Here is an 18,989-nt window from a genome sequence, read left to right as displayed (position 1 = left end):
TCCTAATTGTTGTTTCCTGATAGCTAAGGCTTGTTTGTAGAGGGGTTCGGCTTCGCTGTATCTTCCTTGAGACTCGTAAAGTCCTGCCAAATTGTTGAGACTGGTGGCGGTATCAGGATGGTTGTCTCCTAATTGTTGTTTGATGATAGCTAAAGCCTCTTTGTAGAGGGGTTCGGCTTCGCTGTATCTTCCTTGAACTCTGTAAAGTCCTGCCAAGTTGCCAAAACTTTTTGCAGTATCGGGATGGTTGTCTCCTAATTGTTGTTTCCTGATAGCTAAGGCTTGTTTGTAGAGGGGTTCGGCTTCGCTGTATCTGCCTTGAGACTGGTAAAGTGCTGCCAAATTGTTGAGACTGGTGGCGGTATCAGGATGGTTGTCTCCTAATTGTTGTTTGATGATAGCTAAGGCTTGTTTGTAGAGGGGTTCGGCTTCGCTGTATCTTCCTTGAGACTCGTAAAGTACTGCCAAGTTGTTGAGACTGGTGGCGGTATCGGGATGGTTGTCTCCTAATTGTTGTTTCCTGATAGCTAAGGACCTGTTGTAGAGGGGTTCGGCTTCGCTGTATCTTCCTTGAGACTCGTAAAGTAATGCCAAATTGTTGAGACTGGAGGCGGTAGCGGGATGGTTGTCTACTAATTGTTGTTTCCTGATAGCTAAGGCTTGTTTGTAGAGGGGTTCGGCTTCGCTGTATCTTCCTTGAACTCTGTAAAGTAATGCCAAATTGTTGAGACTGGTGGCGGTATCGGGATGGTTGTCTCCTAATTGTTGTTTGATGATAGCTAAGGCTTGTTTGTAGAGGGGTTCGGCTTCGCTGTATCTTCCTTGAACTCTGTAAAGTAATGCCAAATTGTTGAGACTTTGTGCAGTTAGGGGATGGTTGTCTCCTAATTGTTGTTTCCTGATAGCTAAGGCTTGTTCTGCTAGAAGAATCGCCTCGTTATATTTCCCCTGCTGATACAATTGAATAACTTGCTGATTTAATCTTTCTGCTTCGGCTAATTTATCTTGCGGTGAAGCCTGAGAAATCACCTGTCCCACCGTTGGGGTTAAGATGACTCCCGATAATCCCATCATCCCGGTAATGACGACAACCGCTATCCCTGATTTGATTGATACTTTCATTGGTTTTTTATCCCTAGAGTTTATTGATAGGCAAAAACATTAACTTGAATAAATTTGTCGGGTTGAGACTTGTGCTGTAATAAAATTCTGATTTTTTCTGCCGTTTTACTGCTAAAAACAACCTCACCACAGTTATAACATACTTGAGCGGGGATTTTTTCAACTAGGATTAGGCTGCCATCAATCCTAAAAGTTTGAACAACTAATTTTTCTTCAGCATCTTTTGAACCACATACATGACAAATAAACATAATTATCTCCTCAACTGTAGAACATTTAGATTAGCGGTCGAATTAAGGGAACAGGTAAGAGTTTCTGCTGGTTTTCCCAATTTTAACAATACCCAACTTAAACGCACAACAGCTTAACAGCCATCATCCATGATTCAAATTTCATGCTTACTTCCTCTGTAAAATGCAATTAGTTGTTTTAAGTACCATATTTAGTATAAGGACGTTTATAAGGTGGTTGTAGTCCCAAAACAATATCCTCCCTCTTAACACCCATTGAAATTAAATCCTCTGCTGGATTCAATTCCGTTAAATTTTGTTGTAGCCAAATCTTATTATCACGAATATCAAAATGAACAATCGAGCGGTAAACTCGTTTTAAACCTTCCCATCCTACATTCATCCACTGATAATGATCCCGTTCTACATCAAATATTAATTGTACTTCTACATCTTCACTGGTAACATCTTCTGCTACATAGCGACTTAACAAATTTTGCACTGCTTGACGATATTTTATGAGTTTATCTTTATCCATTGTGTAATTACCTCCTTGACTGGATCATAAATAATAAGTGGAACTTGATACTGTTTAATTGCTATTTGAGTAAACTCCATCTGGAAAAATGTATCAAAAGCGTCTATGGGAATTGCTAAATATAATGAGCGATTAGGTTCAATTGTAGAGAGTGCTAACCGATAACTCAAGAATTGACCCAAAGCCGCATAAAAATCAGTAATAGCAGAAGCATTAAGAAAACTTTTAATTTCTACAGCTATTTTCTCACCATTTCGCTCTGCTTCTAACAGTCTCTCTGCTGCTAGATCAACCTGAAAATTAAGGCTCTTCGGTTTGTGTTATGCAATGGACGGGGGTTATAAGGGATGGAACCCTTATATAGAAAGGCATTTAGCGATTTTTGTCAATTGTTTTTGCTCTAGAGCGAACTAATCAATTAAGTCTCTTGCCAGATAAGGATTTAGTCGATTTATGCCCCCCTATCGAACCATAACAAGTAACGAAGAGCCAAAATTAATTCCCCCAAACTTTAATTTTAAAGGGTCTGCTGTAATGACCCATTTTTCTTTTTCTAATGCCCGTTTTACTGTAACATGAAAAATATCTTGAGCCGACACTATTTTCCCTCCGTACAAAAGTAGTAGCCATTATCCACGATTTACCCTTCATCCTTACTCCCTCTCTAAAATTTCATTAATTGTTTTATCCAATTCCTGAACCCGCGAAATATCCCCTAACTGATTATAACTACCCTTCGCCTTAGTTAACCACTGTATCGCCTCATCCTTATTTCCCAAGAGACGATAAGCTATTCCTAAACCCGCTTGTATCTCCGCTTGTCCTGACAAATTCTCGGTATTTGTTGCCAGTTTTAACGCTTTTTCATAAGGTTTTTTTGCCAACTGAGGTAAACCAATCTTAAGGTAAGTATCACCCAATAGTTGATAAACCGTAGCAACCTGACTATTTTGCTTCACCAATCCTTCCAATACCTCAACCGCATCCCCATACAACCCATAACCTCGATAAAGATGCGCTAAAACTAACCCTGCTTCCTCTGGTGATAATTGCTGCTGTTGAACAGTTTTAACAGCATCTAAAACCGTTGTTTTCGTCTGTTCATCTAATATTGTAAACCCGACTTTTTCATCATCACTTCTAGAAGACGCACCATTATCAGCTTCTATGGTTACTCGATATCGCTCTCCTGCTTCCAGAGGAGGTTCACCAGGATAGACTATTTCAGTTTTGTTTGTCTGCGTTTCCCAATTAACCCCATCTATTTTGACAGTATAATTAGTTGCACCCGGAACAGCATTCCACCGCAGGGGAGGACGATTGGTAAGAATATTCGTTTGACGAGGAGTAATTAGATAAGGTAATTTTGCTAAAGCTTTCTCTGTTTTTCCTGTTGGACGGAGGGTTGTATTATTGCTATTGGGAAGTGGAATCACAGGATTTCCCCGAGGACAGCCACTAGAAACAATATACCTTCCCGGTTTAACCGTCCACTTCTTGAGATTACTACAATAAACCTGAACAGAAGCGTTAGCTGCCACTTCTAACTTATCCTCAAAACTGAGGGTAAGTCCGACAGAAGCAGGAAGCGGTTTTTTCCATTGTGGTTTCTTGACAGTAACTTTCCCTTTTACCTCAAAAATTGTGTTAACTCCAACAGTGTTACTGAAAGTCGCCGACGAAAATCCTACCGTAATTAATATCAGGGAAATGGGGGTAAAGAGTTTGAGAAATTTATTCATAACTAGAATCAATTGAGGTTTTGGATTTAATTAGTTTCGTTGTTGAACTTTAGTCCTCATCTGGTGCGATTTCAGAAAACGGGGTTTTTCAGAAAACGGGTTTTTAATAAAAACGGGTTTTCTCGTTTGCCCAAAATGTAGGAGAACCTATTTTTTTCAAAACTACCCTTCTATTTTAACTATTTTTTAGCTTCATATAAATATTTTCTGCCTTGAAACAAGCGAACACCTTTATTATTGAGTATCAATTATAATATTGGCAAATAATCTCTGTGTCCTCTGTGTCTCTGTGGTTAATTACACTTCGTTTCTGAATAGTCACCAATAATTATAGGTTCTTTGTTGGGAATTTTGACAATAATTTCGACAGTTCCACCTAATGCGTTAACTACTTCGCGCAGTGTATTTAGCTCTAGATTTTACTCTTGTTTAAGTCTAGGTACTATTGATTGCTGTACTTCAAGATGCTCTGCCAATTCTGATAAAGATAAACCTAGTTTTTCTTGCAAATACTTAAGCGTAAGTTCCTCTAAATAAATTTGAGAAGCTCTTGCTTTAATACTTGCTTGTCGTTCTTTACCAAGTTTATTGAATTCTTCCGAGAAGTTGGTATATTCTTTCATGACTTTTCTTCCTTAAGTTTTTCCAGATATTTTTGATAACGTTGATCTGCTATAGGAATATTTTCTTTGTACCATCTTTTGTTACCTGACTTGTTCCCCCCAACAAGTAAAATTGCTTGTCGATGAGGATCAAAGGCAAATAAAACACGCCAAGGTTCACCTTTATACTGAATACGAAGCTCTTTCATATTCTTAAAAGAAGATCCTTCAATAGTATCAACTCGTGGTCTCCCCAGTGCTGGTCCAAGTTTCATCAATACAGTTAAAACAGCAAATACTTCATTTTGAAGTCCCTGTTCTTGTTGATAAAACCAGAACCTAAAATCTGGATCAAATATAATATTCCATTCCATAACTATAATGTAGTCTATACATAAAATAATGTCAAACTTTCAGTTAAACATTCGGCTCTCTTGCCATCATCAGTATAAATTATAACATCGGTGAATAATCTCTGTGTTCTTTGTGTCTCTGTGGTTAATTCCCCTCGATGATCTCCGTACCTCGCTCCAACTCAAAAATGCTATAATAAAAGTAAACTATCACTTCTTATCAATCATGGACACACAAAACCCTCACTCAACTGTAGAATCAGACGATTTAATCAAAGAACTTGAGGAACCTTTAATCATGACTAACTTAAACAATCATTCAACGTCTAACACATCCGAAGAGCCTGAGTTATCAATGGAAGAACTCGATGCTAAATGGGACGCACTGGAAAATGACCCAGAATTTCGCAAAAAACCTTTTTGGCAAAGAATTGTTGAGATTGGTAACGTTGTTCCCCAATCAGAATGGCGAAAACACTTTCCCAGAGACTTTGCGCGTAATTTTGAACACTATATGTATGGCGCACCGAGAGAAGATGAGGAAGAATGAGAAAAATTTTCTTAGATACATCCTATTTACAGGCTCTTGCTGATTTTGGCGATAATCTTAATCCATTAGCTACAGCTATGGCAGCAAGACTGGGTAATTTTAGAGGTGTTACCAGTGAAATGGTTCTCACAGAATTGCTCAATGCTTTATGCACTAGAGGGGAATTTTTGCGTAAATCAGCTATTCGTCTAACCCATGATTTACGCAATGACAGCAAAACCATAATTATTCCCCAAACCAGTGAACAATTTCAGCAAGCTTTTGATTTTTATCAAAGACGGTTAGATAAAGGTTACAGTTTAACTGATTGTGCTTCCATGCAGATTATGAGACAACTGGAAATCTATGAAATATTAACTTTTGATAAGCATTTTCAGCAAGAAGGATTTAGCGCATTACTCAGAGAATAGTCAGTAAATTTTACTTCACTTTAATTTTTTTCTCGCTTCATATAACCATTGCTCCTCCTCTGTATTAATTACCCTCCCTTGAGCTAAATTAAGACATTTACGCCAATTTTCCTGAGATAATTTCTTGTCTTCTTTTTCTAAAAGTTGAGCATAAATACAAAAAGCAGCACCGGGATTGCGGATAAATTTCTGATAAGCTGGATTTTCAGCGATACGAATAGCAACTAAAAGATTAGGAATTGCATCTTCACTGCGATTTTGCTTAAATCTGGCCCAGCCTAGATTTTTATAAATACTATATTTTTGTACTGCTAAATTGCGTTTCTCATCTTCAGTAAATTGGTCTAGTTTTTCATCTTTTTCTGCCAATAATCTCTTGGCTTTTTCCAGTAACTCTACTGCTTCTGCATTCTTATTATCGCGCAGATACCAATAAGCGAGATTATTATAAGCATCTATAAAACCACCTTTTGCCGCAATTAAATAGTGTTTCTTCCCATTAGTCAAATCCTGTAAATCTTCATAAAGTGTTGCCAACTTATAATGAGCATCTAGATTATCTGCATCTAACTCAATTGCTTTTAAATACTTTTCTTCTGCTAAGGCTAAATTAGGAAGTTCTTGGCTTGCTGGCGGAGGAGATTGTAAACGGCTTCCTGCTTGCTTATAAAACTCAGAAAACCAAGAGAAATTTAGATAAATTCCCAAGAGAAAAGCAAAGACTATTACTGTTACAGAAAACTGTATTTCTTCATACCAATGTTCAGCAATCCCAAGAAATTTCATTAACTTAACAAAACCCTTCTGGCGCGTTCGTGTGAGAGCATTTTCAGTTTGTAATAAAGAAATGAAAGTCGAAAAAATAACACCCCCTATTTCTAGCAAACCTGAACCACCACTAAGAAACCGAGTAGCAATCGTTCCGATTAATGTAAAATTAACCCCTAATAAAACCAGTTTACCGATTCTCAATAGCCAATCAAAGCGATTGCAAGGATGCAGAGATTCCCTACTTTCTAAATGCCACCACCAAGCCTTATCAGAAATAGGTAAAGTCTCCCGATATTCAGCTAAGTCAAGAACTTGAGTAATTTTGTAGCTTTTCTGTTTTAATCTATTATCTTGTTCGATTAATTTTGATCGCATATCAACCGAAATTTCCGCCTCAGCTTCCATTTGTTTATGAAGAACATCTCTGGCGGCAATAATTTCTAAAGCCTGTTCTTTTTTCAGAGATTTATTATGAGAAGTATCTAAATAATTTAGAGCATTCTGGTAACGCTCTAAAGCAACTTGAAAGGGTGTCGGCACAGGTGCAGGAGAATTCATATTATACAATCCTAAAAGTTTAGTTTCTTTCACTGTTTGAGGGTAAAAAATACTCCAGCAAAACTGGCTGATGATACTAAATCCTGTTTAAAAAGTATAGGAAAGTGGGAAGATGGGCAGATGGGGACTTGAGGGAGTTTTGAGCAAAAAACCAAAGGAATTAGGAACCCTAGGTCCCTAATTCCTGTAGTATATGCCATTGTATCTAACGGGCTTGGAGAGACTCGAACTCCCGACCTTGTGGTCCGTAGCCACACGCTCTAATCCACTAAGCTACAAGCCCTTGTTTTTCTCAACAGTAAACCACTATAGCACAGGTTCATTCAATGACGCAAGAGGGTAAAGAAAAATTATCTCATCTCGACAGCCAAGGCGAAGCCCAGATGGTGGATGTATCGGAGAAAATGCCCACTAAACGCACTGCTATCGCGCTAGGACAAGTGAGAATGCTAAAAACGACTTTTGAAGCCATAGAACAGGGAAATGCGCCTAAAGGGGACGTTTTAGGGACGGCAAGATTAGCGGGAATTATGGCTGCCAAACAAACTTCCTGCTTAATTCCTCTTTGCCATCCCTTACCCCTGCAAAAAATCAATGTTCAGATTATCCCGAAAGCAGAGTTACCCGGTTACGAAATTCGGGCAGAAGTGGTGACAAAATCGGAAACCGGTGTAGAAATGGAAGCTTTAACGGCAGTATCTGTGGCAGCCTTGACTTTGTACGATATGGCTAAAGCGTTAGAAAAATCAATCCTGATTGAAAATATCCATCTGCTGAGTAAAACAGGAGGGAAATCAGATTATCACAACAATCCCCTGTTGCCATGAGTGTGGGGTGTGGGGTGTGGGGTGTGGGGTGTGGGGTGTGGGGTGTGGGGTGTGGGGTGTGGGGTGTGGGGTGTGGGGTGTGGGGTTTTACCAATTTTCAGGGAGTCAATTACCTAATTTTCCTCCCAATCACCCCAATCGCTGGCACTTTTTGATTTCAAAAAAGCCTAAAGATATTATCCAACAAGGTTTTTAGATTTATTCAGCAGACCCTAAGTAACCCCTTCTAACTTTTCATCGGTCAATTGATATAATTCCTGTAATTTCTCTAATTTGTCGGGGTCTGCTTGCCAAAAACCGCGACCCTGTGCTTCTAACATTCTACCGACAATATTACGGAAAGCTTCGGGATTAGCTTGACGCAATTTTTCCGCCATTTCTGCATCAAAAGCGTAGGTATCGGCTGCCTGATCATACACCCAATCGTCACTAAAATTAGCCGTACCGCCCCAACCAATTAAAGCGGTCATTCTTTGGGAGATTTCGTAGGCCCCACCGGAACCTTGATTAACCATGGCCTTGGCCCATTTAGGATTGAGTAATTTACTGCGGTATTCTAAGCGCAAAACCTCCTCTAATTTGCGGGGAGTTGTATCATTGGAAAAACTCTCGACAAAACTTGTCATTACCCGTTTACCGCTTTGTTTTTCTGCGGCTAATTTTAATCCTCCCGTGTTGCCGTAGTATTCCTGAATATCGGTTAAACCGTATTCTACCGAGTCAATTTCTTGGATAATACTTTCACTGGTTTTTAATAACTGTTGTAGCACTTCTGGCCGCGCTTGTCCCTTATCTTGACGACCATAACTAAAAACATTACGCTTTTCCCAAGTTTTCGCTAATTCGTTGTCATTGTCCCAATTTCCCTCCACTACTTGGTCATTAACTAAAGAGCCAAAATCTCCAGCAGGATTGGAAAATAAACGAGCGCTGGCATTGTCAATTCCTTGACTTTTTAAGGCTAAATAGTGCTTACGGATATAATTATCATTTTCCGATTCTTCTATCTCGGCTGCCCGCTGCATTAAATCATCTAATAACTCGATAATATTGATAAAAGTATCCCGAAAAATTCCCGATAAATTAGCCAGAATATCGATGCGCGGGTGTCCAATTTCTTCTAGGGGTTTTAATTCATACCTGACAATTCTTCCCGTCCCCTCTTTCACCGGTTCCGCACCGACTAATTCTAAGAGAATACCTAAGGATTCACCCTTAGTTTTAATCACATCTAATCCCCAGAGTAAAACCGCTACAGTTTCGGGATATTTTCCTTTTTCGGTTAAGTTTTGTTCTAGCAGTTTTTTGGCGATTTCTCGTCCGCGGGTGTAGGCTGCCGGGGAAGGCATCCGGTAGGGATCTAAAGCGTGTATATTGCGTCCTGTGGGCAAAACTCCCGCACCATCTCGGAGTAAATCACCCCCCGGTGCTGGGGGTACATATTCCCCATTTAATCCCCGCAAAAGATTAGTTAATTCCTCGCTATTTTGTCCTAATAAATTTTTAATAGCAATGCCTTCTTTAACCTTTTCATTGGTTGCTTCTTCAGCGATAATTTGCTGAAATTCTCGCTCAGATAAATCGGTAAAATAAGCATCAAGATAACCTTTTAATTCTTCCTGATTGGGAGCAGTTCCTAGGGTGTGTAAACCTGAAGAAAATAGTCTTTGTTCGACGATTTGTAGGTAATTATACACCTTGACAAAATAATCGGTTAGTGCATAGCGACTAAATAATTTGGCATTTTCTAAAGTGAATTCTATTCCCTGTTTTTCTGCTTCCAGAAAAGGACAGTCTTTAGAGATACCTGTATCAATAATTTTTTGGAGGATACTATCTCTTAAAGCGTAATTTTTCTCAGGATTTTCTCGAAATTCTGCAATCAAATCTCGCAGAATCATCAATTCTTTATACAACCCCGCTCGTCCGTAGGGTGGCACATTATGGGAAATTAACACTCCATAACCGCGACGTTTAGCTAGGATAGATTCCGAGGGATTATTAGCGGCATAAATATATAAATTCGGTAAATCTCCTAATAAAATATCTGACCAAGAATAACCGGTATTTCCTAGGGGTGAACCGGGCAACCATTCAACAGTTCCGTGCATACCAAAATGAATGATCGCATCGGTCTTAAAATCTTTTTGTAACCACTGATAAAAGGCTGCATACTGAGGGTGAGGAGTTAAATCTTTTTCAAACATTAACCGCATCGGATCCCCAGCAATTCCTAAAGGTGGTTGCACTCCAATCCAGACATTACCTAACTCAATCCCCCCTAAATGATACTGGTTGCCAACAGTTTTTATCCCCGCATCTTTCAGAGATTTCCAGTGTTTTTCGATGCGGGAAGTTAACAGATAACCTAGCCAATTTTCTAAAGTTTCTATCGATAAACGATTTTCTTTAGAGAGATTTTCATCATCGGCAAATTTAACTTTTTGAATAATTTCTTCCCCGTCTTCGGGAATCGTTCCCACATTATAACCCTGCGCTTGTAAAGCTTGTAAAAACTTAACTAAACTCCGGGGAACATTTAATAAAGCTGCCGTACCAACTGCCCCATAACCCGGGGGAAATCCATAGAGAATGATGGCTATTTTGCGTTCTTGCGGAGGGGTTTTATGTAACTTAATCCAACTATGCAAACGTCCAGTTAAACGCTGTAATCTTTCGGGAATTAAATAGATAGTTTCCCCCACTAATCCCCCCAGAGGAATCGTATCAATTGCTCCATCTAATTCCGGTAAAGCGTATAGAACCACACTCTGTAAACCACCGATTCCCTGTCTTGTCCAAGAATAAATATCTTGAATTAATAAAGGGGCAGCGATAAGATAAGGAATATTTTTAGCGGACAGAATTCGTTTAGCCACTTCTACCTGTCTTCCTGCTTCCATAGAACCCGCAGGACCCCCCACCAAAGGAAAGCCAATCGTCGAAACAATTGCATCTACTGTCACCGCATCTTTACTTAAAGAAGGAGTTTCAATGATTCCTTTTTTTCTTTGCTGAATTTCGTAGTCTGTGGTTAACCAATCCCGAACAATTGTATGGCCTTCCACTCCGTTAATAAACACGGGTAAGGGAATTAAATTAGCCGTTTCAAAATGGCGGATTAATTGATTAATATAGGGCAGTTTACTGATAACGTGCTTCCGATAAAGCAGCAGGGCAACCACTGGTTTATCAAGAGATTTATTTTTTTCATACCAAGCCAAATATTCTTGGGGAGTGAGAAAATAACCGTTATAATCGGGGTGTAATAGTCCCTTATTGGGAGTTTCGATAACTTCGGGTATTTCCCGTACTTTTAATCCTAGATATTTTTGGGCAATTACCCAACACATAGCGGCAACATTTTCCGTTCCTCCCGCATTCCAATAACCGTAAATAATTAACCAATTACGCAAATCTTGAACTTTTTTAGCGGGAATAAATTTCAGTAGTTTCGGACCGGTTTTGAGGAAACTGAGATAACCGGCTAACTTATCTTCTTCCTTGCCACTGGAAAATTTACTCAAGATAAATTGAATTGGTTTTGGCATTCCTTTTGGTTTATCCCCGATGGCAAATTCTCCCAAACGGGTTAAACTCATTAACTCTAAAGCAGACTCAAAAACTAAGCGAATCGGAATCTGTGCTGCTCGTTGCCGCAGCCAAGTAACTTGATCGTAATCGAAGATCAAACTAGCAAAAAAAACGTCGGCAGTGGCTAAAGCTTGCTCGACTATTTCCGGTTCGCTAGTTAAGGATTTATCGCTAAATACTTTTACCTCTAAATCGGGACATTTAGAACTAGCCAACAGGCCCGATTGCCGATACAAATTACTGTTAAAGGTTTCAAAGCCAACAATTAAAACAATGCTTTTCATAAGAATATATTTTTATACTAAATCCGGTTATTAAAAACTGATTATTTATTCCCCCTTTTGCATGAGTGCCTCTCCTGATATGTAGCCTGATTTAGTATTAGACCAATCAGGGTGGGTTATCCTGATTGAAAACACCCCCTGAAATGATCATAACGACAAATTAATAGTAACTGCCAGATTTGCGATGATGGATGGCGGTTAAACCCTGGTGTAAAACCTTGCCTTTTTCTGCGATCGCATAAAGCAGCCAATGATCACCGCACTCCATTCGTTGTTCTACCCGACATTCCAGATAAGCGAGCGCTTCGGCCAAAATCGGCCCACCGTTCTCAGCTTTAGTGGTTTCGATATTAGCAAAACGATCTTCTCCGGGGGCAAAAGGTTTAAGAAAATGCTTCATTAAAGCCAAATGTTGACCTTCTTGGAGGATATTAAGGACAAAAGGCGTACCGCTATAAAGCAGAGACTCGATCGCTCGTTCTTTCGCCACGGCAATAGTCAATCCGGGGGGTGTAAACGTCGCTTGCGACACCCAAGAGGCTAACATGGCGCCGCGCAATTCCCCCAATTCGCAGGTGACGATACAGAGAGAACCCACCAAACGTCCGAGAGCTTGCGATCGCCGATCGCTTTGGGATTGGTTAACATTAGTTTTCGGTTGTCTGCTTTTGCGAGCTTTTTTGACTGCTTGAGCGAAATCGGTTCCCGCTTCCTCACAGGTCTTTAAAATTGCCTCCGTGGGTTTAAATTTAACCCGAATTGGCTCAAAACCGAAGCGATAACCGCCATCCCGGAATTTACCTTCCAAAAGATCGATCGCTTCTCCACTCCAACCGTAGGAACCAAAAACCCCCACCAGCTTGCTTTTATCGCCATTTGCTAGGGTAATCCCCAAGGCGGTTTGGATAGGAGTCGGTGCGTGTCCTCCCAAAGTGGGGGAACCAAAGATCAAACCGACACTTTTTTCGATCGCCGTTTTGATCTCGTCTGGTTCGGCGGACTCGGCATTAATCGCCGTGACTGCTACTCCCGCTTTCGTAATCCCCATGGCGATCGCTTGAGCGAGGGTGGCGGTGTTGCCGTAGGCACTAGCATAAATCAGGGCGATTGTCAACTCTTGGGACTTTTGTACTGCTAACCATTGTTGATAGGAAAGGGTCAATTCGTGCATCGCGTAACGCACCAGAGGACCGTGACCAACGGCATAAAATAAGGGCGATTTAGCGGCTAATTTCTCCAAAGCGTTGCTAATTTGGCTGGCATAGGGAGCCATGAGACAATCAAAATAATAACGCCGATCTTCGTTATAAACGCTCCAACCCTCATCAAAAATTTGGTCGCCACAAACGTGCGCCCCGAATAATTTATCGGTGTAGAGAATATCAGTTTTGCTGTCGTAGGTACAGAGTTGATCGGGAAATCTGGGGTTAGGAGTGGGGATAAATTCTAATTGATGGTTTGCTCCTAAATTTAATATTTCTTCCCCCTTGACAACGAACAAATTTAATGCTTCGGTTTCGAGAATTTTTTTCAGGGAAATTGCCCCCGGATTAGAACAAACAAAAGTGACTTGAGGAGCGATTTCTAAAAGTGCCTTGAGGGTAACGGCACGATTGGGGTTAACGTGACCGAGAATAATATAATCAATGGTTTTCGGATCGATTCTTTTAGTTAAAGCCTCTAAAAATATAGCCGAGAATGATTCCCCCGGTGGATCAAAAAGAGCGACTTTTTCACTTTTAATCAAATAACTATTGGCAGTGGTTCCCTTTTGTAATCCGTATTCGATCTCGAATTTTAACCGGTCCCAAGTGCGGGAACGAAAGACAAAAGTATCGACGGCAATAGGTGCTACTTGTACATCTCTCGGTTTGACAATTGCATTATTCATAATCTTAGTTACCAGTTATCAGTTAAGTAGTCAATTAGTTAAGCGGCAACTTGAGGCTGTGATCATTTTTTACTAGGCAAGTTTGGCATCAAAGTCAACACTTGATTTTTGACTAAATACAGCCTTTTATCGCTGGGGACGAGTGGGGAAATTTATAGGTTATCTTGCCAGCCGGAAGGACATCAATATCTAAAGTACACTATCTCTGGGAATAAACCTAGCTTCTAGCAATTTGCTCGCGAGTAACGATACTCCTCTGGGGGGATTTGCCAGTCTATTGAGAAATTCTAAAGGGAACGTGATCCCCAGAAGCGAGGTGCTAGTCTGAGGAAAACCCTGCTCTCTCCCTATCAAGCAAAGTTTTTATGAGCTATCAGCACTCGTCTTTTGACTGCACTAGCGCCAATTTTGAGAAAGCCGCTTTGACTCATTTTCGCGCTCTTGTGGCTTTTTTACCGGATAATTGCCGTGTTTACCGACAAACCTGGGAATTTTCTACGGTTCTCTGTCTCGATTTTCTAGCCTGTTTGCAGGGACTAGCAATCACCCGTCAAAATTTCGCCCATCTAGTTAATGTGACACAAGAACTGGGTTTAGGTCAAGCAATCATTTTGAAAGTAGGCAATAAAATCGTTGAGTGGCATCGTTTAAGCTAAGATTTCAATTTTCGACAATCCCAACAGTCTAGAAAAAAATCGGCTCTCTCTGTTCTTTCTGTCTCTGTGGTTGATCTTTAACGCTGCTGACATAACCCAATAAAAATGTAGATTGTCGGCTATTCTAGAACTGTTTGAGTCTAGAAAAAGCCCCGATAATTTGACCAAGGCTAATACCACCATCATTAGTGGGAACAGTTTGCTGCCAGTAGGGTTGAAATCCCGAAGCTTGTAAGCGATTAATTGTTCTTTCCGTCAGATAACGATTTTGAAAACAGCCTCCCGTCAGGAGAATTTTTTCTCTGCCTATTTTATGAGCAATTTCTACAATAATCTCACTTAAACTATTATGAAATTTAGCGGCAATTATGCCGATTTGTCCTTGTTTTTCTAAATCCTCAACAACTCCTAAAATTATCTGATTCCAATCAATAACTATGGGTGAGTCGGCGGACAAAGAAAAATTGTAATATTCCTCCGTTTTAATGCTCTCAAGGGCAAATTCTAACTGCATTGCTGCTTGTCCCTCAAAACTTAATTGATAACATAAACCTAGAATCGCCGCCACACCATCAAACAAACGCCCGACACTAGAAGTTAAAGGACAATTAATTTTTTTGGTTAACATTTGCCTAAAAATCGACCATTCCTGTTCACTAAAAGCTGATTTTATCCTAGCCGTATTTTCCATAACTTCTAGTAATCCTAAAGCCACTCGTCTGGGTTCTTTAACCGCTTTTTCTCCTCCCAGTAATGGCCAGGGTTTAAAATGGGCGACTCGCTGCCAAGAATCGGCAGTGATATGGATAAATTCTCCCCCCCAAATTGTGCCGTCTAAACCGTATCCTGTTCCATCCCAAGCAACCCCTAAAACCGGAGGTTGTAGCTGATGTTCTGCCATGCAGGATAAAACGTGAGCGTAATGGTGTTGAATGGGAATAACGGGTAAATTTAAACTATAAGCGTACTTGGTCGCTAGATATTCAGGATGGGCATCACAGGCAATAATTTCTGGTACAAACTCGTATAATTTTTTTAAACTATCGAGAATATTTTCAAAATGATTGACAGCATTAACCGTATCTAAATCGCCGATATGTTGACTGATAAAAACTTGATTTTTTTGATAGATAGCCACGGTATTTTTAAAATAACTTCCCACGGCCAGAATCGGAGGAAAATCTCCATCATTAACTTTAACGGGAAAGGGAGCATATCCCCGCGCCCGCCGCAAAATCATCGCTTTTCCCGCCATTTCCCTGATAATAGAGTCATCCACTGGTCGAACAATGGGACGATTATGAACTAGAAAAAAATCGGCGATTGTTACCAATTTTTCTAAAGCTTCTTTTTCCTCAATACAGATAGGTTCATCGGCTAGATTACCACTGGTTGCTACAATAGGAAAGCCTAATTCTGCTAATAAAAGATGATGTAGGGGAGTATAGGGTAACATGACTCCTAGATAGGGATTACCCGGAGAAACCGAAGGAGAAAGATAATTTTTTCTTTGTTTAATCAGGACAATTGCCGCTGCAGGAGACTGCAATAATTGCGATTCTAAAAAAGATACATAACCATGCTTTTTCACTAACTCAAGATTAGGATACATCACGGCAAAAGGCTTATCTGGTCGCTGTTTGCGTTGTCGCAATTTTTGCACTGCTTCCGTATTTCTTGCATCGACGACTAGGTGAAATCCTCCTAACCCTTTGACCGCTATAATTTTTCCCTGTTTAATTGCTCTAGCAGTAGCGATTAAAGCTTGATCTTTTTCCGCTAATACAGAGCCTTGACTATCTAAAAGACTAATTTGGGGTCCGCAGCGAGGACAGGCATTCGGTTGGGCATGAAAACGGCGATCCAGAGGGTTTTCGTATTCCCTTTGACATTCGGGACACTGATTAAAACCCCTCATAGTTGTGGCACTGCGATCGTAGGGCAAACTCTCGATAATACTGTAGCGAGGACCGCAGTTAGTGCAGTTAGTAAAAGGATAGCGATAATGACGATTATTCGGGTCAAAAATATCGGCTAAACAATCGGGACAAGTGGCTAAATCGGGCAGAACAATTGTATTTTTTTCACCGCCGCTGCTAGGACGTATGCTAAAGTTTTGATAACCGACGGGATTTAACCATTGAGTCTCAATATTTTCAATTAGCGATCGAGGTGGTTTTTCTAAAGATAATCGAGTCAAAAAAGTTTCTAGTTTGTCTCGATTGCCCTCGACTTCAATAAAAACTCCCGCTGCTGTGTTATTCACCCAACCGGCTAAGTTTAATTCCGTTGCTAATCGATAAACAAAAGGACGAAAACCGACCCCTTGTACTGCTCCGTGCACAATTAAAGCTAATCGCTGATCGGATTGATTGATCTGATTATTCATAAAAATTTAACGGGGAAATCATCAAATTCATCCCTGATTACTTTTCCCGTTATACTAAACTTTCACTAATCACCCGACAGCATTCTTCCACACTGGCCCTTTTTTCCATAGCTATCACTAAAGCTTGATAGGCAGTCTGTTGTTTTTCTAAAAGAGTTTTTGCCTGTAATAAACTCCAGCGCTCTTTTTGGGCATAATTATTCTCGGAAACCCCCGCTAATTTTAAGGCCGATTGCAGATAAAATCGATCGCTTTCTCCCCCTTCCGCTTTACCATAAACTAAGGTTTCGGCAGCAATTCCCGCCATCCACACCGTAGAAATTCGCTCTAAAAAAGCAGGAAAATCGCTAAAATTCTTGACTTTTTGCTCTAAATCTGCTAGGTCAAATTGAACACCGCCGACTCCCTCCTGGCCTTGACGAAAGGCTTCCCAAGCGGTCAAACTATAACCAGCGATCGGAATGCCTAAAATATAAGCGGTGAGAAAATGTCCGGCTTCGTGGTGAATAACTCTTTGACGGTGTTTACTAGGAGAAAGAGCATCCAGTAGCAAAGTCACGCCCCGGTTATTAAAGGTGAGAGTATCAACGGTAACTAATCCCAAGAGGCTAAGAGTAGCCAAAGCGGGAACAAAAGGCGAAATAGACAGCAAAGGACTGACAAACACGGAAAGAGTGATCGAAAAAACGGTAATCGCGATCAGATTTAAAGCTGTCTGTTCCATAAAAATTAATAAAAATATACAAATGCTTAATACTATGTTACATTGCCTAGTTTTATTTTCCCCGAATTAACCAACCAATTACCCCACCCACAAAAGCAGTCACAATCGATATACCGATCTGTTTCCAGTTTTTTACCTCGCCAATTTTTTCAGCTAAATCGGGAATTTTTCCCACGGATACCTCGATCAGTTTCACTCTTTCATTTAAACCCGTGATTTTTGCGTCTAAAGTCCTGATTTCTCCCTTAATTTCCGTCTGTCCTATCTCCAAGACCTGAATTTCTCTTTTGATCTCTCCGACACTATTCTCGATCGCTTTTTGTCCATTCTCCAAAGAGGTTAAACGAGTTTCGATCGCTTTTTGTCCACTGATAATCAAATCTTCTAACCTTTTTAGGTCATTTTCCGTAAAAGCCGTCATCAGCTAAACTCCTAATAGATTAATTTTTTCTCGTCTTGAGATTGGGTCGATCGTTGACTAATTTAATTATGGAGTCAAAATCAAACTGTTACCCATTGATAGTTCTAGGTTCGACGCGGCAATAGGGATTTAGGGTGATAGGGAAATTTCAGCTAAATCCCCCACCTCCCCATCTCTCCTTTACCATAAATAAACATTATTGTTTGCCTGTATGGATAACTTTTATTGATGAATATTGATCGCACTATGCAAGAGGCAATAGGGATTTAGGGTGATAGGGAAATTTCCAGCTAAATCCCCCACCTCCCCATCTCTCCTTTACCATAAATAAACATTATTGTTTTCCTATATGGATAACTTTTATTGATGAATATTGATCGCACTATCCAACTAGCTCATCAATTAGCGGACGCTTCTGGAGAGATTATCCGGCGCTATTTTCGGCAGCCCCATCTAGAAACCGAGACAAAACTCGATCAAGTTTCCTCAATAGTAACAATCGCCGATCAAGAAGCTGAGGAGGCGATGGTAGCGATTATTCGGCGAGAATTACCCGAAGATGGGGTTATTCGGGAAGAAGGAGCCAATATTCCCGCCCAAAGTGGTCGTTATTGGGTGTTGGATCCGATCGATGGAACATCCTCTTTTGTCAAGGGATTACCGATTTTTGGGACTTTAATCGGCCTAGTGGCAGAAAATCAACCGATTTTAGGAATTGTCGATCAACCGATTTTAGGCGATCGCTGGTTAGGAGTGAAGGGAAAAGCGAGTCTTTATAATAACCGGATGATTGTTAATCCCTACCGTCAAGATCGGGAACTTGTCTTAAAAAATGCCTGTTTAGCCTCCACCACTCCCTTAATGTTTATCACAGAACGACAACAAGCGATCGCTCGTCAGCTGCAAACCGTCTGTAAACGTACCGCTTTTGGGGGTGATTGTTATAACTATATGATGTTAGCCACTGGCTGCACTGCCATGCCGATGGTAATCCTAGAATCAGACCTGAAATACTACGATTTTTGTGCTTTAATCCCGATTATTGAAGGTGCGGGCGGAATAATTAGCGATTGGTCAGGTAATCCCCTACAAGCTGATTCTAGCGAAGTTTTAGCCGTCTCTAATTCGGGTTTATGGCGGCAGGTTTTAGAACAAATCAGCAGAGTGGGTTAGTGCGAATACTAAGATAATTAGGGTCTGCTGAAAAAGTTTTTCGGTGGGGGTTGGGGGTTGGGGGTTGGGGGATGGGGGATGGGGGATGGGTTTTACCGATTTTCAGGTGGTCAACTACCTAATTTTCAGGGAAAAAGTACCTGAATTTTCCCCC

18 protein-coding genes, 1 tRNA gene and 1 pseudogene are annotated in these 18,989 nt (G+C 40.5%); 5 read left to right on the top strand and 15 right to left on the bottom strand.

Annotation, left to right across the window (positions count from 1 at the left end; translation table 11 throughout):
- The 8 genes and pseudogenes from IM319_RS17090 to IM319_RS17055 all read right to left on the bottom strand — a co-directional run.
- Positions 1-1,122: tetratricopeptide repeat protein (locus IM319_RS17090; protein WP_425185242.1), on the bottom strand; the 1,122-nt coding region annotated here is incomplete at its 3' end.
- 20 nt (positions 1,123-1,142) lie between these two features.
- Positions 1,143-1,373, bottom strand: coding sequence for a type II toxin-antitoxin system MqsA family antitoxin (locus IM319_RS17085; RefSeq protein ID WP_287078831.1), 231 nt, complete (start codon positions 1,371-1,373; stop codon positions 1,143-1,145).
- A gap of 178 nt (positions 1,374-1,551) precedes the next feature.
- The gene (locus IM319_RS17080) at positions 1,552-1,890 is read right to left on the bottom strand and encodes a XisI protein (protein ID WP_002774383.1); all 339 of its coding nucleotides are present in this window, start codon (positions 1,888-1,890) and stop codon (positions 1,552-1,554) included.
- Complete coding sequence (locus IM319_RS17075) at positions 1,869-2,162, bottom strand: element excision factor XisH family protein (protein ID WP_287736383.1); 294 nt, start codon at positions 2,160-2,162, stop codon at positions 1,869-1,871. The genes IM319_RS17080 and IM319_RS17075 overlap by 22 nt, the downstream gene beginning before the upstream one ends.
- Positions 2,163-2,351: 189 nt before the next feature.
- The gene (locus IM319_RS17070) at positions 2,352-2,489 is read right to left on the bottom strand and encodes an element excision factor XisH family protein (protein ID WP_353857206.1); all 138 of its coding nucleotides are present in this window, start codon (positions 2,487-2,489) and stop codon (positions 2,352-2,354) included.
- Between the two features lie 54 nt (positions 2,490-2,543).
- Complete coding sequence (locus IM319_RS17065; protein ID WP_287736381.1) at positions 2,544-3,632, bottom strand: tetratricopeptide repeat protein; 1,089 nt, start codon at positions 3,630-3,632, stop codon at positions 2,544-2,546.
- A 293-nt stretch (positions 3,633-3,925) separates the two neighbouring features.
- Positions 3,926-4,255 (bottom strand): annotated as a pseudogene (locus tag IM319_RS22630) (helix-turn-helix transcriptional regulator).
- Positions 4,252-4,608 carry a type II toxin-antitoxin system RelE/ParE family toxin gene (locus tag IM319_RS17055; protein ID WP_072926009.1) on the bottom strand — a complete coding sequence of 119 codons (357 nt, stop codon included), beginning with the start codon at positions 4,606-4,608 and terminating at the stop codon, positions 4,252-4,254. Before IM319_RS17055 ends, IM319_RS22630 begins: the two are co-directional and overlap by 4 nt.
- Before the next feature lie 277 nt (positions 4,609-4,885).
- Between IM319_RS17055 and IM319_RS17050 the strand changes: the two genes are divergently transcribed.
- Positions 4,886-5,137, top strand: coding sequence for a hypothetical protein (locus tag IM319_RS17050; RefSeq protein ID WP_106908647.1), 252 nt, complete (start codon positions 4,886-4,888; stop codon positions 5,135-5,137).
- Complete coding sequence (locus IM319_RS17045; RefSeq protein ID WP_287736378.1) at positions 5,134-5,547, top strand: type II toxin-antitoxin system VapC family toxin; 414 nt, start codon at positions 5,134-5,136, stop codon at positions 5,545-5,547. The genes IM319_RS17050 and IM319_RS17045 overlap by 4 nt, the downstream gene beginning before the upstream one ends.
- A gap of 15 nt (positions 5,548-5,562) precedes the next feature.
- On the opposite strand, the gene IM319_RS17040 is transcribed toward IM319_RS17045, so the two are convergent.
- Both IM319_RS17040 and IM319_RS17035 read right to left on the bottom strand, forming a co-directional pair.
- A complete protein-coding gene (locus IM319_RS17040) occupies positions 5,563-6,876 on the bottom strand; it encodes a hypothetical protein (RefSeq protein ID WP_353857207.1) in 1,314 nt (437 codons plus the stop codon).
- Positions 6,877-7,085: 209 nt separating this feature from the next.
- A tRNA-Arg gene (locus tag IM319_RS17035) sits at positions 7,086-7,159 on the bottom strand.
- Positions 7,160-7,202: 43 nt separating this feature from the next.
- Between IM319_RS17035 and moaC the strand changes: the two genes are divergently transcribed.
- Positions 7,203-7,703 carry a cyclic pyranopterin monophosphate synthase MoaC gene (moaC, locus tag IM319_RS17030; RefSeq protein ID WP_158199384.1) on the top strand — a complete coding sequence of 167 codons (501 nt, stop codon included), beginning with the start codon at positions 7,203-7,205 and terminating at the stop codon, positions 7,701-7,703.
- A 212-nt stretch (positions 7,704-7,915) separates the two neighbouring features.
- On the opposite strand, the gene bchH is transcribed toward moaC, so the two are convergent.
- Complete coding sequence (gene bchH / locus IM319_RS17025) at positions 7,916-11,581, bottom strand: magnesium chelatase subunit H (protein ID WP_287078824.1); 3,666 nt, start codon at positions 11,579-11,581, stop codon at positions 7,916-7,918.
- Positions 11,582-11,741: 160 nt separating this feature from the next.
- The gene (locus IM319_RS17020; RefSeq protein WP_287736374.1) at positions 11,742-13,472 is read right to left on the bottom strand and encodes a diflavin flavoprotein; all 1,731 of its coding nucleotides are present in this window, start codon (positions 13,470-13,472) and stop codon (positions 11,742-11,744) included.
- Positions 13,473-13,837: 365 nt separating this feature from the next.
- Between IM319_RS17020 and IM319_RS17015 the strand changes: the two genes are divergently transcribed.
- Entirely contained in the window at positions 13,838-14,128 is a 291-nt protein-coding gene (locus IM319_RS17015) for a hypothetical protein (protein WP_190359117.1), read from the top strand.
- A 124-nt stretch (positions 14,129-14,252) separates the two neighbouring features.
- Here the strand turns inward: IM319_RS17015 and hypF are convergent, their stop codons facing one another.
- From hypF to IM319_RS17000, 3 genes are read right to left on the bottom strand one after another with little or no spacing between them, the layout of a single operon-like run.
- Positions 14,253-16,517, bottom strand: coding sequence for a carbamoyltransferase HypF (gene hypF / locus IM319_RS17010; RefSeq protein ID WP_287736372.1), 2,265 nt, complete (start codon positions 16,515-16,517; stop codon positions 14,253-14,255).
- A 49-nt stretch (positions 16,518-16,566) separates the two neighbouring features.
- Positions 16,567-17,241 carry an ATP-dependent Zn protease gene (locus IM319_RS17005; RefSeq protein ID WP_287687069.1) on the bottom strand — a complete coding sequence of 225 codons (675 nt, stop codon included), beginning with the start codon at positions 17,239-17,241 and terminating at the stop codon, positions 16,567-16,569.
- 52 nt (positions 17,242-17,293) lie between these two features.
- Positions 17,294-17,662, bottom strand: coding sequence for a hypothetical protein (locus IM319_RS17000; protein WP_287724306.1), 369 nt, complete (start codon positions 17,660-17,662; stop codon positions 17,294-17,296).
- Between the two features lie 366 nt (positions 17,663-18,028).
- Here IM319_RS17000 and hisN point away from each other — a divergent pair, with 366 nt between their 5' ends.
- A complete protein-coding gene (hisN, locus tag IM319_RS16995) occupies positions 18,029-18,835 on the top strand; it encodes a histidinol-phosphatase (protein ID WP_286827037.1) in 807 nt (268 codons plus the stop codon).
- The last annotated feature ends 154 nt before the right edge of the window (positions 18,836-18,989 follow it).

Source organism: Microcystis sp. M113S1 (assembly GCF_020246945.1).
GTDB lineage: Bacteria > Cyanobacteriota > Cyanobacteriia > Cyanobacteriales > Microcystaceae > Microcystis.
Note: the sequence above shows the minus strand (reverse complement) of the source record. Positions and strands in the feature narration are given on the sequence as shown.

Bases quoted from the DNA above. Each gene is read 5' to 3' on its own strand.
- IM319_RS17085 (WP_287078831.1), bottom strand. From the start codon at position 1,373: ATGTTTATTTGTCATGTATGTGGTTCAAAAGATGCTGAAGAAAAATTA.
- IM319_RS17080 (WP_002774383.1), bottom strand. From the start codon at position 1,890: ATGGATAAAGATAAACTCATAAAATATCGTCAAGCAGTGCAAAATTTG.
- IM319_RS17065 (WP_287736381.1), bottom strand. From the start codon at position 3,632: ATGAATAAATTTCTCAAACTCTTTACCCCCATTTCCCTGATATTAATT.
- IM319_RS17055 (WP_072926009.1), bottom strand. From the start codon at position 4,608: ATGGAATGGAATATTATATTTGATCCAGATTTTAGGTTCTGGTTTTAT.
- IM319_RS17050 (WP_106908647.1), top strand. From the start codon at position 4,886: ATGACTAACTTAAACAATCATTCAACGTCTAACACATCCGAAGAGCCT.
- IM319_RS17045 (WP_287736378.1), top strand. From the start codon at position 5,134: ATGAGAAAAATTTTCTTAGATACATCCTATTTACAGGCTCTTGCTGAT.
- IM319_RS17040 (WP_353857207.1), bottom strand. From the start codon at position 6,876: ATGAATTCTCCTGCACCTGTGCCGACACCCTTTCAAGTTGCTTTAGAG.
- moaC (WP_158199384.1), top strand. From the start codon at position 7,203: ATGACGCAAGAGGGTAAAGAAAAATTATCTCATCTCGACAGCCAAGGC.
- bchH (WP_287078824.1), bottom strand. From the start codon at position 11,581: ATGAAAAGCATTGTTTTAATTGTTGGCTTTGAAACCTTTAACAGTAAT.
- IM319_RS17020 (WP_287736374.1), bottom strand. From the start codon at position 13,472: ATGAATAATGCAATTGTCAAACCGAGAGATGTACAAGTAGCACCTATT.
- IM319_RS17015 (WP_190359117.1), top strand. From the start codon at position 13,838: ATGAGCTATCAGCACTCGTCTTTTGACTGCACTAGCGCCAATTTTGAG.
- hypF (WP_287736372.1), bottom strand. From the start codon at position 16,517: ATGAATAATCAGATCAATCAATCCGATCAGCGATTAGCTTTAATTGTG.
- IM319_RS17005 (WP_287687069.1), bottom strand. From the start codon at position 17,241: ATGGAACAGACAGCTTTAAATCTGATCGCGATTACCGTTTTTTCGATC.
- IM319_RS17000 (WP_287724306.1), bottom strand. From the start codon at position 17,662: ATGACGGCTTTTACGGAAAATGACCTAAAAAGGTTAGAAGATTTGATT.
- hisN (WP_286827037.1), top strand. From the start codon at position 18,029: ATGAATATTGATCGCACTATCCAACTAGCTCATCAATTAGCGGACGCT.